11 protein-coding genes are annotated in these 14,793 nt (G+C 63.5%); 9 read left to right on the top strand and 2 right to left on the bottom strand.

The features are described 5' to 3' along the window. Positions 1-108: 108 nt before the first annotated feature. From KXJ60_RS11495 to zapE, 8 genes are all read left to right on the top strand, one after another. A complete protein-coding gene (locus KXJ60_RS11495; RefSeq protein ID WP_291127329.1) occupies positions 109-843 on the top strand; it encodes a TetR/AcrR family transcriptional regulator in 735 nt (244 codons plus the stop codon). 75 nt (positions 844-918) lie between these two features. Next, positions 919-1,527 (top strand): isochorismatase family protein, encoded by a 609-nt coding sequence (locus KXJ60_RS11500; protein ID WP_291127501.1) that lies wholly within the window; start codon positions 919-921, stop codon positions 1,525-1,527. A 115-nt stretch (positions 1,528-1,642) separates the two neighbouring features. Further along, complete coding sequence (locus KXJ60_RS11505) at positions 1,643-3,544, top strand: propionate--CoA ligase (RefSeq protein WP_291127331.1); 1,902 nt, start codon at positions 1,643-1,645, stop codon at positions 3,542-3,544. Positions 3,545-3,644: 100 nt separating this feature from the next. After that, positions 3,645-4,019 carry a metalloregulator ArsR/SmtB family transcription factor gene (locus KXJ60_RS11510; RefSeq protein WP_291127334.1) on the top strand — a complete coding sequence of 125 codons (375 nt, stop codon included), beginning with the start codon at positions 3,645-3,647 and terminating at the stop codon, positions 4,017-4,019. Positions 4,020-4,197: 178 nt separating this feature from the next. Continuing rightward, positions 4,198-7,089, top strand: a complete 2,892-nt coding sequence (locus KXJ60_RS11515) for a 2-oxoglutarate dehydrogenase E1 component (RefSeq protein ID WP_291127337.1) — start codon at positions 4,198-4,200, stop codon at positions 7,087-7,089. Positions 7,090-7,171: 82 nt separating this feature from the next. Next, complete coding sequence (gene odhB / locus KXJ60_RS11520; protein WP_291127340.1) at positions 7,172-8,434, top strand: 2-oxoglutarate dehydrogenase complex dihydrolipoyllysine-residue succinyltransferase; 1,263 nt, start codon at positions 7,172-7,174, stop codon at positions 8,432-8,434. Between the two features lie 61 nt (positions 8,435-8,495). Continuing rightward, positions 8,496-9,923, top strand: a complete 1,428-nt coding sequence (gene lpdA, locus KXJ60_RS11525) for a dihydrolipoyl dehydrogenase (protein ID WP_291127343.1) — start codon at positions 8,496-8,498, stop codon at positions 9,921-9,923. A 10-nt stretch (positions 9,924-9,933) separates the two neighbouring features. Next, positions 9,934-11,031, top strand: coding sequence for a cell division protein ZapE (zapE, locus tag KXJ60_RS11530; protein WP_291127345.1), 1,098 nt, complete (start codon positions 9,934-9,936; stop codon positions 11,029-11,031). 1 nt (position 11,032) lies between these two features. Here the strand turns inward: zapE and KXJ60_RS11535 are convergent, their stop codons facing one another. Then, positions 11,033-11,791, bottom strand: a complete 759-nt coding sequence (locus tag KXJ60_RS11535; RefSeq protein WP_291127348.1) for a protein phosphatase 2C domain-containing protein — start codon at positions 11,789-11,791, stop codon at positions 11,033-11,035. 215 nt (positions 11,792-12,006) lie between these two features. On the opposite strand from KXJ60_RS11535, the gene KXJ60_RS11540 reads away from it, so the two are divergent. Further along, the gene (locus KXJ60_RS11540) at positions 12,007-13,950 is read left to right on the top strand and encodes an ATP-dependent DNA helicase (RefSeq protein WP_291127351.1); all 1,944 of its coding nucleotides are present in this window, start codon (positions 12,007-12,009) and stop codon (positions 13,948-13,950) included. On the opposite strand, the gene KXJ60_RS11545 is transcribed toward KXJ60_RS11540, so the two are convergent. Then, on the bottom strand, positions 13,913-14,710 hold the full coding sequence (locus tag KXJ60_RS11545) for an outer membrane protein assembly factor BamD (RefSeq protein WP_291127354.1): 798 nt from the start codon (positions 14,708-14,710) through the stop codon (positions 13,913-13,915). The two genes, KXJ60_RS11540 and KXJ60_RS11545, sit on opposite strands and share 38 nt — an antisense overlap. Positions 14,711-14,793 lie beyond the last annotated feature (83 nt).

Raw genomic sequence — 14,793 nt, forward strand, 5'->3', positions numbered from 1 at the left:
CTGTTGAATGAATTCGTTCTTGTTTTTAAATTTAAACACTGTTCAATGTTTTATGCAATTGTTCAAATTTGAAGATCGGATGTGCAATGCCAGCGATAAACTGTGCCCATGAACGTTCTTTTGCATGAGCTCACGCCAGTACCTTCAGCGGCGCAGACCGAAGCGGCACGGGTTCAAAGGCACCAGCGACAGCAGCGTCAGGCCGCCATGTCCGACTCGCGGCGTGCCCTGGTGCTGGAGGCGGCGCGCAGCGTATTTGCCGAGAAGGGGGTCGAGGGCGCGAGCATTCGCGAGATTGCCAAGCGGGCCGGTTACACGCCCGGGGCGATCTACAGCTATTTCGACAGCAAAGAGGCGATCTACGCGGCCTTGCTGGCCGAGTCGCTGGAGCGCTTGAATCACACGGTGTCCAACGCCAAGCCGCCACGCCCTGGGGCAGCGCTCACCTTGGCGGTCAAGGCCCGGGCGTGGTTTGACTTCTACGCCCGCAACCCCCGCGACCTGGACCTGGGCTTCTACCTGGTGCAGGGCCTGGCCCCGCGCGGGCTCACCAGCGAGTTGAACCAGCAGCTGAATGGCCGCCTTCATGACGCGCTGCGCCCTTGCGAGCAGGCGTTGCAGGCCATGGGCCAGTCTGCCGAGGCGGCCCTGCGCGAGAACACAGCCCTGTTTGCGCACGGCGTGGGCTTGCTGCTGCTGCAGCACACAGGGCGTATCCGCATGTTCGGGCAATCGCCCGAGGCGCTCTTTCAGGCGTATGTGGATCATCTCGTGGCGCGAACCGCGCCCGGAGGGGACACCTCTGCGCGGGCGCTGGATCAACCCGATCTGTTCGGAGGCTGAGGCGCGGGCAAAGGGATGCCCTCATGGCCTGCCAGAATCCTGCTTTTGCCCACGCCTTGAATTGAAAGAATGACCATGCTGCTGGACGCCTCCGACTCCCAACTGGTGCTGGTGGATTACCAAGCCCGCCTGATGCCGGCCATTTTTGAAGGGCCACAGGTGCTGGCGAACGCGGTGCGCCTGGCGCGCATGGCGCACGCGTTGCGCGTGCCGACCTGGGGCACCGAGCAGAACCCCGAAAAGCTGGGCCCCAACGCGCCTGAACTGAGAGAGCTTTGCCAGAAGACGCTGCCCAAAATGCATTTCAGCGCCGTCTCAGACGGTCTGGCCGACTGGCTGCGTCCGCCCGCACGCTCGGGCGGTGGAGGCAATGCCCGCAGCTTGCCGAAACATTTGCAAAAGCCGGCCGCAGCGCCGGCCAGCGAACGGCAAACGGTGGTGCTGGCCGGCTGTGAGGCGCACGTGTGCTTGTTGCAGACCGCTCTGGAGCTGATCGAGCAGGAGTTTGATGTCTGGGTCGTCACGGACGCCTGCAGTTCGCGCACCGAGCGCAACCGCGATGCCGCGTTCGACAGGCTGGCTGGCGCAGGCGCGGAGCTGGTGACGACGGAAATGGTCGCCTTCGAATGGCTGCGCACCGCAGACCACCCGGCTTTTCGCGACGTTCAGGCCATGATCAAATAAACCGGATGGGCGCGACCAGCGTGTCGCGCCGTGTCAGCGGCCAGCAAGCCGGCTCTGAATAATTATGAATTCAGTTTGAGCGCACCCCGCGCCACGTTACCCGCAGGAGACATTCATGAGCAGATCACAGGGCTACGCCGAGTTCTACCGCCGCTCCATCGAGGACCGGGAGGCCTTCTGGGCCGAGCAGGCCGGGTTGGTGGAATGGAACAAGCCCTTTGACCGCGTCTGCAACAACGACAACCCACCGTTCGCCCACTGGTTCGAGGGCGGCCAGACGAACCTCTGCCACAACGCGGTTGATCGTCACCTGAAGGACCGCGCCGACCAGAACGCGCTGATTTACGTGTCCACCGAAACCGACACCGAGCGGACCTACAGCTTTCGGGAGTTGCATGCCGAGGTGCAGCGCATGGCAGCCGTGTTGCTGGGGCAGGGGGTGAAGAAGGGCGACCGCGTGTTGATCTACATGCCCATGATCCCCGAGGCGACCTTCGCCATGCTGGCCTGTGCGCGGATTGGCGCCATTCACTCCGTGGTGTTCGGCGGCTTTGCGAGCCACTCGCTGGCCAACCGCATTGAAGATGCGTCGCCTGTGCTCATCGTCAGTGCCGACGCAGGTTCGCGTGGGGGCAAGGTGGTGGAGTACAAGCCGTTGCTCGACGAGGCGATTCATCTCTCCAGCCACAAGCCCGCCTCGGTGATTCTGGTGAACCGCGGTCTCGCGGCAATGAATCTGGTGCCAGGACGAGACCACGACTACGCGGCACTTCGCGAGCGACAGCTCAACGCCCAGGTGCCCTGCGAGTGGATGGCGTCATCGGACATCAGTTACACCATCTACACCAGTGGCACCACGGGCAAGCCCAAGGGCGTTCAGCGGGACACGGGCGGTTATCTGGTGGCGTTGGCTGCGAGCATGAAGCACATCTTCATGGGCGAGCCGGGCGAAACCTACTTCTCCACCAGCGACATCGGTTGGGTCGTGGGCCACAGTTATATCGTCTACGGTCCGCTCATCGCGGGCATGGCAACCATCCTGTATGAAGGCCTGCCTATCCGGCCTGACGGTGGGATCTGGTGGCGACTGGTCGAGAAGTACAAGGTCACGGTCATGTTCAGCGCCCCCACGGCCGTGCGTGTGCTCAAGAAGCAGGACCCGGCGTACCTGAAGCAGTACGACCTCTCCAGCCTCAAGGCCCTGTTTCTGGCGGGTGAGCCGCTGGACGAGCCCACTGCGCGCTGGATCAGCGAAGGCCTGGGTGTTCCCATCATCGACAACTACTGGCAGACCGAAAGCGGCTGGCCGATCCTCACGGTGGCCAACGGCGTCGAGAAGAAGGCCAGCAAGTTCGGCAGTCCGGGCGTGCCCATGTATGGCTACAACGTCAAGCTGCTGCACGAGTCGACCGGTGAAGAGCTCACCGGGGCGGATGAAAAGGGCGTTGTGGTGATTGAGGGTCCGACGCCTCCCGGCTTCATGCAGACCGTATGGCGCGACGATGCGCGCTTCGTCAACACCTACTGGAAGAGCATCCCCGGCAAACTGGTCTACAGCACGTTCGACTGGGGCATTCGCGACAAGGACGGCTATTTCTACATCCTGGGGCGCACCGACGACGTCATCAATGTCGCGGGCCACCGGCTCGGCACGCGCGAGATCGAGGAGAGCATCTCCAGCCACAGCAACGTGGCCGAAGTGGCGGTGGTGGGGGTGGCGGACCCACTCAAGGGGCAGGTGGCAATGGCCTTTGTCGTGGCCAAGGACACGTCGGCCCTTGGAGATGACGCTGCCAAACTGAAGCTCGAGGGCGAGATCATGAAGCGGGTGGACGAACAGCTCGGCGCGGTCGCGCGTCCCGCCCGCGTCCGCTTTGTGAGTGTGTTGCCCAAGACCCGCAGCGGCAAACTCCTGCGCCGCGCCATCCAGGCCGTGTGCGAAGGGCGCGACCCCGGAGACCTGACCACCATGGACGACCCGGCGGCCCTGCAGCAGATCAAGGATTTGCTGGCCTGACGGTGCCCACCGTCGGACGCTAGGCGCCGAAAACCGCGTGGTGGCGCGGGGCTTTTGTAAGTATGATTCATGCTTATATTCACACGAGCAACGCCCCGCCATGGAACAGATGATCGCGTCCGAAGGCCAAGTTGAAAAAGTCCGCGTGTTCGAACTCGCGGCCGAACTTTTCGGCGTGCTCGCCACCCCCATGCGGCTGCGCATCCTCAGCGCCCTGTGCGACAAGGAAAAGTCGGTGTCGCAACTGTTGCAGGAAATCGACACCACGCAACCCAACCTCTCGCAACATCTGAACCTGCTTTACCGCGCCGGCGTGTTGGCCAAACGCAAGGACGGCACGCAGGTGATCTACCGGGTTCAGAGTGAAAAGGCGGTCACCCTGTGTCGCACGGTGTGCACGCAAATCGCCATCGAAATGGACGAACCCAGCTCGGTGCCCGCGTCGCAGCGGCTGTCACCGCGCGTCGCTTCGTGATTTCCACCGCTGCGCTTGCATCTTTTTACGTACGTCAAGCCTTGCGGTGGCACAATCGCGGGCTGCAGTCAGGTCCTTCCACAGTCACTGTCGCATCCGCCTAACGGTCCAGCCGTGCCGCGGAAGGTTTTCTTAACCAGCTTATGTTTCCCCAAGGGAAACGGAGGTCAGCGGATTTATGAGCGATTCCCAATCGAACGCGGGCAACGTCTATGTTGCCTACAAGGGCAACTCGTACCTCTTCGGCGGCAATGCGCCGTATGTGGAAGAGATGTACGAAAACTATCTGGAGAATCCAGGCAGCGTTCCCGACAACTGGCGTGGTTACTTCGACGCGCTGCAAAACGTCCCAGCCGGTGATGGCACCGACGCGCGAGACGTTCCCCACCTTCCCGTCATCAATGCGTTTGCCGAGCGTGCCAAGCAGGGTGGCACCAAGGTCGTCGTGGCCACCGGTGCTGATTCCGAGTTGGGCCGCAAACGCGTTGCCGTCCAGCAGCTGATCGCCGCATACCGCAACGTCGGCGCCCGCTGGGCCGATCTCGATCCGCTCAAGCGCGCCGAGCGCGATCACATCCCCGAGCTCGAACTCTCCTTCTACGGCTTCACCGATGCCGACCTGGAGACCGTGTTCAACACCAGCAACACATTCTTCGGCAAGGAAACCATGTCCTTGCGCGAGCTGCTCAACGCGCTGCGCGAGACGTACTGCGGCTCCATCGGTGCCGAGTACATGTACATCACCGACCAGGGCCAGAAGCGCTGGTGGCAGGAGCGTCTGGAGGGCACCCGCACCAAACCGGCCTTCAACGCCGACAAGAAAAAGCACATTCTTGATCGCCTCACCGCGGCCGAAGGCCTCGAGCGTTTCCTGCACACCAAGTACGTCGGCCAGAAGCGTTTCTCGCTCGAAGGTGGTGAAAGCTTCATCGCGTCCATGGACGAACTGATCAGCCAGGCGGGCCAGATTGGCATCCAGGAGATCGTGATCGGCATGGCCCACCGCGGCCGTCTGAACGTGCTGGTGAACACCCTGGGCAAGATGCCCAAGGACCTGTTTGCCGAGTTCGACCACACAGCGCCCGAAGAGTTGCCCGCAGGCGACGTGAAGTACCACCAGGGTTTCAGCTCCGACGTCACGACCCCCGGCGGTCCCGTGCACTTGTCGCTCGCGTTCAACCCCTCGCACCTCGAGATCGTCAACCCCGTGGTGGAAGGTTCCGTGCGTGCCCGCATGGATCGCCGTGGCGACCCGTTGGGCAAGCAGGTGCTGCCGGTGCTGGTGCACGGCGACGCGGCCTTCGCTGGCCAGGGCGTGGTGATGGAGACGCTGGCACTGGCCGAAACGCGTGGTTATTCCACGGGTGGCACGGTGCATATCGTTATCAACAACCAGATCGGTTTCACGACGTCCGACCCGCGCGACAGCCGCTCCACGCTGTACTGCTCTGACGTCGTCAAGATGATCGAGGCACCGGTGCTGCACGTGAACGGTGACGATCCCGAGGCCGTGGTGTTCGCCACCAAGCTGGCTCTCGACTTCCGCATGGCCTTCCAGAAGGACGTGGTCGTGGACATCGTCTGCTTCCGCAAGCTCGGCCACAACGAGCAGGACACGCCGAGCCTCACGCAGCCGCTGATGTACAAGAAGATCGCTGCCCACCCCGGCACGCGCAAGCTGTACGCCGACAAGCTCGCTGCGCAGGGCCTGGGCGAGACGCTGGGTGATGACATGGTCAAGGCGTATCGCGCGGCACTCGATGCCGGCCGCCACACCGTGGACCCCGTGCTCACCAACTTCAAGAGCAAGTTCGCGGTCGACTGGAGCCCTTACCTGGGCAAGAAGTGGACGGACAACGCCGACTCCGCCATTCCGATGGCTGAGTGGAAGCGCCTCTCCGAGCGCCTCACCACGATCCCCGACAGCGTCACGCCGCATCAGCTGGTGAAGAAGGTGTATGCCGATCGTGCCGCCATGGGCCGTGGGGACATTCCGGTGGATTGGGGCATGGGCGAGCACATGGCCTTCGCGTCGCTGGTGGCCAGCGGCTTCCCGGTGCGTCTGTCGGGCGAGGACTGCGGCCGCGGTACGTTCACGCACCGTCATGCCGTCATTCACGACCAGAACCGCGAAAAGTACGACGAGGGTACCTACGTGCCGCTGCAGAACGTGGCCGACAACCAGGCGCCGTTCGTGGTGATCGACTCGATCCTGTCGGAAGAGGCCGTGCTCGGTTTTGAATATGGCTACGCATCGAACGACCCGAACACCCTGGTCATCTGGGAAGCGCAGTTCGGCGATTTCGTCAACGGCGCGCAGGTCGTGATCGACCAGTTCATCGCATCGGGTGAAGTCAAGTGGGGCCGTGTCAACGGCATCACGATGATGCTGCCCCACGGGTACGAGGGCCAGGGCCCCGAGCACAGCTCGGCGCGCCTTGAGCGCTTCATGCAGCTGGCTGCCGACACCAACATGCAGGTGGTGCAGCCCACCACGGCCAGCCAGATCTTCCACGTGTTGCGTCGCCAGATGATTCGTGGGCTGCGCAAGCCGCTGATCATCTTCACGCCCAAGTCGCTGCTGCGCAACAAGGACGCGACCTCGCCGCTGTCCGAGTTCACCAAGGGCGGCTTCCAGACCGTGATTCCCGAGCAGAACCCTGACGTCGTGAAGAAGGCCGACAAGGTCAAGCGCGTCATCTGCTGCTCGGGCAAGGTGTATTACGACCTGGTGAAGAAGCGCGAAGAGCGCGGTTCGGACGATGTCGCGATCCTGCGCGTCGAGCAGCTGTACCCGTTCCCGCACAAGGTGTTTGGTGCCGAGATCCGCAAGTACCCGAACGCCACGGACATCGTGTGGTGCCAGGACGAGCCGCAGAACCAGGGCGCCTGGTTCTTCGTGCAGCACTACATCCACGAGAACATGCTCGACGGTCAGAAACTGGGCTATGCCGGACGCGCGGCTTCTGCCTCGCCGGCTGTGGGGTATGCGCACCTGCACCAGGAACAGCAGAAAACGCTGATCGAAGCCGCTTTTGGCAAGCTCAAGGGCTTCATCCTCACCAAGTGAAATGGTCGGACACCGGGCATCTGACGAAGACGTCTGAAGCCCGGTGCGTTCGACGTACCCAAAAACTCCAGGTAGAACACTCATGGCAATCGTAGAAGTCAAAGTTCCGCAACTGTCCGAATCGGTGGCCGAAGCCACCCTGCTGACGTGGAAGAAGAAGCCCGGTGAGGCCGTCGCCGCCGACGAAATCCTCATCGAGATCGAAACCGACAAGGTCGTGCTCGAAGTGCCCGCGCCGGCTGCTGGCGTGCTGGTGGAGCTCGTCCAGGCGGACGGCGCGACCGTCGCTGCCGATCAGCTGATCGCCCGCATCGACACCGCCGCGGTGGCCGGCGCTGCTGCGCCCGTCGCGGCACCCGCACCTGCTGCCGCTGCGGCACCCGTGGCCGCACCCGCTGCTGCAGCGGCCGTGTCGTCATCCAAGGCTGGCGTGGCCATGCCCGCTGCCGCCAAGCTCATGGCAGACAACAACCTCGCCGCAGGTTCCGTGGCCGGTACCGGCAAGGACGGTCGCGTGACCAAGGGCGATGTGCTGTCGGCCGTGGCTGCTCCCAAGGCGGCTGTGGCTGCGCCTGTGTCCATCCCGACCGGTGCGCCCGCCAAGGTGCTGCCCCAGGTGCCGGTGGTCGCGCCTGACCTGGGTGACCGCCCGGAAGAGCGCGTGGCCATGACGCGCCTGCGCGCCCGCGTCGCCGAGCGCCTGCTCCAGTCGCAGGCGACCAACGCCATCCTGACCACGTTCAACGAAGTGAACATGGCGCCGGTGATGGAGATGCGCAAGAAGTTCCAGGAGAAGTTCGAGAAGGAACACGGCGTCAAGCTGGGCTTCATGAGCTTCTTCGTGAAGGCCGCGGTACACGCGCTCAAGAAGTACCCGATCATCAATGCGTCGGTCGATGGCAACGACATCGTCTATCACGGCTACTTCGACATCGGCATTGCCGTGGGTTCGCCTCGCGGTCTGGTGGTGCCGATCCTGCGCAACGCCGACCAGATGAGCTTTGCCGACATCGAGAAGAAGATTGCCGAGTTCGGCCAGAAGGCCAAGGACGGCAAGCTGGGTCTGGACGACCTCACCGGCGGCACGTTCTCGATCTCCAACGGCGGCACCTTTGGCTCGATGCTGTCCACGCCCATCATCAACCCGCCGCAGTCGGCCATTCTGGGCGTGCATGCGACCAAGGACCGCGCGGTGGTGGAAAACGGTCAGATCGTGATCCGGCCGATGAACTACCTGGCCATGTCGTACGACCACCGAATCATCGATGGACGCGAGGCCGTGCTCGGCCTGGTGGCGATGAAGGAAGCGCTGGAAGACCCGGCACGCATCCTCTTCGACATCTGATCGATCTCCCTTTCGCCAACGCCCCTTCAGGGGCGTTGGCCCTTTGAACTCAGGAAAAAACATGTCTCAAGCATTTGACGTCGTCGTGATCGGTGGTGGCCCTGGTGGCTACATCGCAGCCATCCGTGCGGCGCAGCTCGGCTTCAAGGTCGCTTGTATCGACGAGTGGAAGAACGCCGCAGGCGGCCCCGCACCAGGCGGTACCTGCACCAACGTGGGCTGCATTCCCAGCAAGGCGCTGCTGCAATCCTCCGAGCACTTCGACCACGCCAACCATCACTTTGCCGATCACGGCATCAGCGCCACCAACGTCAAGATCGACATCACGAAGATGATCGGTCGCAAGGACGCGGTGGTGAAGCAGAACAACGATGGCATCCTGTACCTGTTCAAGAAGAACAAGGTCACTTTCTTCCATGGCCGAGGCTCGTTCGTGAAGGCTGTGGAGGCCGGCTACGAGATCCAGGTAAGGGGTGCGAAAGACGAGGTGATCACGGGTCAGCAGGTCATCCTCGCGACCGGCTCCAATGCCCGCGCGCTGCCGGGCGTACCGTTTGATGAAGAGACCGTGCTGTCCAACGACGGCGCACTGCGCATCGGTGCCGTCCCGAAGAAGCTGGTGCTCATCGGCTCGGGCGTCATTGGCCTCGAAATGGGTTCTGTCTGGCGCCGGCTGGGCTCGGACGTGACCATTCTGGAAGGCCTGCCTACGTTCCTCGGCGCTGTGGACGAGCAGATCGCCAAAGAGGCCAAGAAGGCCTTTGACAAGCAGGGCCTGAAGATCGAACTCGGCGTGAAGGTCGGCGAGGTCAAGACAGGCAAGAAGGGTGTGAGCGTGGCTTACACCAACGCCAAGGGTGAAGAGCAGAAGCTCGACGCGGACAAGCTGATCGTTTCGATTGGCCGCGTGCCCAACACGATCGGACTGAATGCGGAGGCCGTTGGCCTGCAGCTCGACGAGCGCGGCGCCATCGTGGTGGACGCTGACTGCCGCACGAGCCTCAAGGGCGTGTGGGCGGTGGGTGACGTGGTGCGTGGCCCGATGCTGGCCCACAAAGCCGAGGAAGAGGGCGTGGCGGTGGCCGAGCGGATCGCTGGCCAGCATGGGCATGTCAACTTCAACACCATCCCCTGGGTCATCTACACCAGCCCCGAGATCGCCTGGGTGGGTCGCACCGAGCAGCAGCTCAAGGCCGATGGCGTCAAATACAAGGCGGGCACGTTCCCCTTCCTGGCCAACGGCCGCGCGCGGGCGTTGGGCGACACCACCGGCATGGTGAAGTTCCTTGCCGACGCGACCTCCGACGAAATCCTGGGTGTGCACATCGTGGGCCCGATGGCCAGCGAGCTGATCGCCGAGGCGGTGGTGGCGATGGAGTTCAAGGCCAGCGCCGAGGACATCGCGCGCATCTGCCACGCGCACCCGTCGCTCTCTGAAGCGACGAAGGAAGCCGCGCTGGCCGTGGACAAGCGCACGCTGAACTTCTGACGCATCCATCTTGAGCGTCCGCAGCACCTACGAAGCTGCGCTCAAAGAGCGCGGCTACACGACTGATCCTGCACAGCAACGCGCCATCGAGGCCTTGGAGCGGTGCGCGCAGGAGTGGGCCGACTACAAGCAGAAGCGTTCGAACTCGCTGAAGAAGCTTTTCATCAAGCCGGAGATTCCCCGCGGCGTATACATGTACGGCGGCGTGGGGCGGGGCAAGAGCTTTCTGATGGATTGCTTCTTCAACGCTGTGCCGCTGCGTCGCAAGACGCGGCTGCACTTCCATGAGTTCATGCGCGAGGTGCACCGCGAACTGCGCGAGCTGCAGGGCACCGTGAACCCGCTCGACGAGCTTGGCGCTCGCATGGCCAAGCGTTACAAGCTGATCTGCTTCGACGAGTTTCACGTGGCGGATGTGACGGATGCCATGATCCTGCACCGCCTGCTCGACGCACTCTTCAAGGCCGGTGTGGGCTTTGTCACCACGTCCAACTTCCACCCCGACCAGCTCTACCCCGATGGCCTGCACCGGGACCGCATCCTGCCGGCGATCGAGCTGTTGAAGGAACGGCTGGAAGTGCTCAGCGTCGACAACGGCACCGATTACCGCCAGCGCACGCTCAACCACATTGAGCTGTACCACTGCCCGCTGGGTCCACAGGCTGACGCCGCGATGGAGACCACCTTTGGCGAGTTGGCCGAGATGGGCGATCAGGACCCTGTGATGCACATCGAGGCCCGCCAGATTCGCGCGCTTCGGCGCGCGGGAGGCGTGATCTGGTTCGACTTCCGCACGCTGTGCGGCGGGCCGCGTTCCCAGAACGATTACCTCGAAATTGCCAGCCAGTTTCACACGCTGCTGCTCTCCAACGTGCCGCAGATGTCGGTGCGGCAGGCGTCTGAGGCGCGCCGCTTCACCTGGCTGGTGGACGTGCTGTACGACCGCCGCGTCAAGCTGGTGATGTCGGCGGCCGTGCCCCCGGAGGACCTGTACGTTGAAGGTCCGATGTCGCACGAGTTTCCCCGCACGGTATCGCGCCTCACCGAGATGCAGTCTCAGGAATTCCTGTCGCTCGAGCACCGGTTGGTGGACACCGGCCTGACCTGAATCAGGTCAGGGGATCGAACTTCACAATGGCCAGCGACAGGTTGTCGCCCGTGCCTTTGGCGCGGGTGCGGGCCTTCTGAATCAGGAATTCGCAGGCCTCCCGAGGCGACAGCATGGCGATGGTGCTGGAGATCTCTTCCGGGGTGAAGTAATGCCAGATGCCATCGCTGCACGACATCAGCGCGTCGCCCGCCTTGAGCTGTGGCACGACGTGGATATCAACCGGTGGGTCATTCTCGGTTCCCAGGCAACCCATCAGGATGTTGGCATGCGGGTGGTCCAGCGCCTCGTCCTCGCTGATCTCACCCTGGTTGACAAGGGTCTGGACGTACGAATGGTCCATGGTGCGAAACACCATCTTGCCGTGCCGGAAATGGTAGATCCGCGAATCACCGGCGTGTACCCAGTGGCTGTCGCCCGCCGGGTTGATGAGAAACGCGGCGATCGTGCTGTGTGGCTCCTGCTCGGCGGAGACGGCAGTGAGCTTGATGACCAGATGGGATTCCTCGACGATCTGGCGCAGCAGTGCAGCCGCATCGTCGGTTTCCGGGTCATACCGGTCAAACAGCTGCTTTGCAGTGAGCATCACCTGGTCAGACGCCTTGCGTCCGCCGCTGCGCCCGCCCATGCCGTCGGCCAAGACCGCCAACAGGCAACCGCTGTGGCGTGGGTGTGCCATCAGGTTGACCTGGTCTTGTTGGTAGTCGCGGTCACCCCGGTGGATGCCGGTGGAGGCCTGGATGCGATAGCCTTTGGACATGTTTGATGTGGGCGGGATGGGCGCGAAGGGAGAGTGGGACCAATGGTATCCACATCTACCAGGGCACGGCTCAACCTATCATCGAAAGCGTGACCACTTGCGCATCGCAACCCACCGCAGGTCTGTTGGAGGACGCTGTCGCTTCGGCTTTCGGGCCGAACGGTCCGTTGGCGCGTGCTCAGCAGGGGTGGAGTGCACGTGCCGGGCAGATCGAAATGGCAACGGCTTTCGCCCGGGCCATCGAGTCGGGTGACAGCCTGGCGGTGGAAGCGGGAACGGGTGTTGGAAAGACCTTCGCCTATCTGACCCCGCTGTTGCTCAGTGGCCGCCGGGCGATCATTTCGACCGCCACGCAGGCCCTGCAAGACCAGCTGTTTCATCGCGACATTCCTGCGGTCGCCGGTGCGCTGGGTTTGCCTGTTCGCGTCGCACTTCTCAAGGGGCGCTCGAGCTACGTGTGCCTTCATCGCCTGGAGCAGTCGCTGCACGGGCCGGCATCGCGAGGACTTCGCGATCCGGCGATTTCGGCCGGGCTTTCCCAGGCGTTGCGCTGGGCGGTGCAGTCACATCGCGGTGACCTCGCTGAACTGGATACCCTGGACGAACAGTCGCCGCTGCGGCCCCTCATGACGTCGACCTTGGACAACTGTGCGGGCGACGCTTGCCCGCGGCTTGCGGTCTGTCATGTGAACCGGGCCCGTCAGGAGGCATGGCAGGCGGAGTGGGTGGTGATCAACCACCATGTGTTTTTTGCAGATCACGTGTTGCAGGGGTCCGATGGCGCGTCCCTGCTGCCTCCGGCTGAACTGGTGGTCTTCGATGAGGCGCATCGGCTGAACGACACGGGCATCGGGTTTCTGGGGCGTTCTTTCGGTTCGGCGCAGTTGCGCGAGATCGCCCGCGATCTCGCCTCACACGGGCCCCGGTGGGCGCGTGGGCAGCGGCCTTGGGCGCATTTGGCACTCACCCTGCAGCAATCGGCGCGCGCGCTGGCTGACGTTCCACGCCAGGCGGGTGTGGCTGGCGCCCGGCTGCGTTGGCAGGCACTCGTACCCGACGGAGTGGAGCCCGCCAGCTGGAAGCGCTGTGTGGCCGACGTGTCACGTGCCTTGGCCGATGCAGGGGAAGCCCTGACAGGCACCGCAGCCGCGTCGGTTGAGCTGGAGCGCCTGCGGGCTCGCATGCAGGCCCTGCACACGCTGTGGGGCGACATGCTGAACGCGGCCACGTTGCGCGCAGGGGATGTTCGCTGGGTCGAATGGGGCGATGCACATCAGTGGCGTGTTGTGTGCGCACCCACCGACAGCTCGCTTCTTTTTCGACCCTTGGTCGCAAGTGCCTCAGCGACGGGCCCTCGCAGTTGGCTGTTCGCCTCGGCCACGCTCGGGAGCGACGAGCGCTTGAGCTGGTTCACGCGCAGCCTGGGGCTTGAGCACTCGCCAGCGCTCAAGACGCTGCGCGTCGCCAGCCCTTTCGATCACGCCGCACAGGCCGCGTTGTACGTGCCAAGCGACTTGCCCGATCCCGCGGACGCCTCACACACACTCTCTCTGGCGCTTGCGGTGGCTCGCTGGGCTTCGAGGTTGGGCGGGCGCACGCTGGTGTTGACGACCACCCTCAGGGCGGTTGCCCGCCTGGCCGACCAGCTTCAGAGCGAGGTGGCGCACGGACGATGCGGACCCTTGCGCGTGCTTGCGCAGGGGCGGCATTCCAAGCGCTCGATGCTGGCGCGCTTTCGCGCGGCGAGCGAGCCCTGCGTGCTGGTCGCCTCCGCGTCATTCTGGGAGGGCGTGGATCTGGCCGGCGATGCCCTGCAACTGCTGGTCATCGACAAGTTGCCCTTCGCGCCGCCCGATGACCCGCTGATGCAGGCACGCGGCGAGCAGCAAGAGGCTTTGGGTTTGAGCGCGTTTCGGGATGTGTTTCTGCCCGAGGCTGCCATGGCGCTCAAGCAGGGCGCGGGTCGCTTGATCCGCTCTGAGTCGGATCGCGGCATTCTGGTGTTGGGCGACCGGCGTGCGCTGACCCGGTCTTACGGAAACATCTTGCTGCAGTCGCTGCCAGACATGCGTCGCCTGAACGACGAGGCGGACCTGGAGGACGCGATCGACGCTCTGGTGCTTACCAGATCTTCCACCAAGGTTCGTCCACGGACTTGAAGCCCTTGGTCAGGTATTCGCTCTGCGGGTAGCTGGCCTGCATCACGCGTCGCGTGTCATCGCGCAGTTGCGTCATGCCAAGCGCCTCGTACGACCGAAGCATGATGAACAGCGCTTCTTCGAGCGCAGGCGCATCCACGTAGTCGGTGAGGGCGGTCTGTGCGCGGTTGATGGCTGCCACATGGGCGCCGCGACTGTAGTAATAGCGAGCGACGTGCACTTCGTACTGCGCCAGCGAGTTCACGATGTACGTCATGCGCGCACGCGCGTCCGGGCTGTAGCGGGAGTCCGGGAACCGCGCCACGAGTTCGCGGAAAGACTCGAACGATTCCTTGGCCGCCTTCTGGTCGCGCTCGGACAGGTCTTGACGGGCGAGGGCGCCGAAAAGCCCCAGGTTGTCGTTGAAACTCACCAGCCCCTTGAGGTACAGCACATAGTCCATGGCCGGACTGGCGGGGTGCAGTTTTTGAAACCGGTCAAGGGTGGCCAGCGCCTGCGCCTGTTCGCCCGCCTTGTACTGGGTGAAGGCCTTGTCGATCTGTGCCTGCTGAGCCAGAGGAGTGCCGGCTGCACGCCCTTCCAGCTTTTCCAGCAGCGAAACCGACTTTTCGAAGTTGCCCGCCGCGCGTTCCTCGGTGGCTTCGCTGTAAATGCGGTTGGGGCTCCACCCTGCCGTTTCGTCTTTCTGCGTCGTGCTGCACCCGCTCAATGCCAGCACACAGGCCAGCGTGCTCAGGGGTACAGCCGATAATCTGGGCATCAACTTCACAGGCGCACCTTTACAACGGGACAATGGGTTTGGCATCCGAAATTATATCGACGGGGGACTTGCCGGAAGGTTCC

The sequence above is a fragment of the Hydrogenophaga sp. genome (assembly GCF_019264445.1).
In the GTDB taxonomy this organism is placed as follows: domain Bacteria; phylum Pseudomonadota; class Gammaproteobacteria; order Burkholderiales; family Burkholderiaceae_C; genus Hydrogenophaga.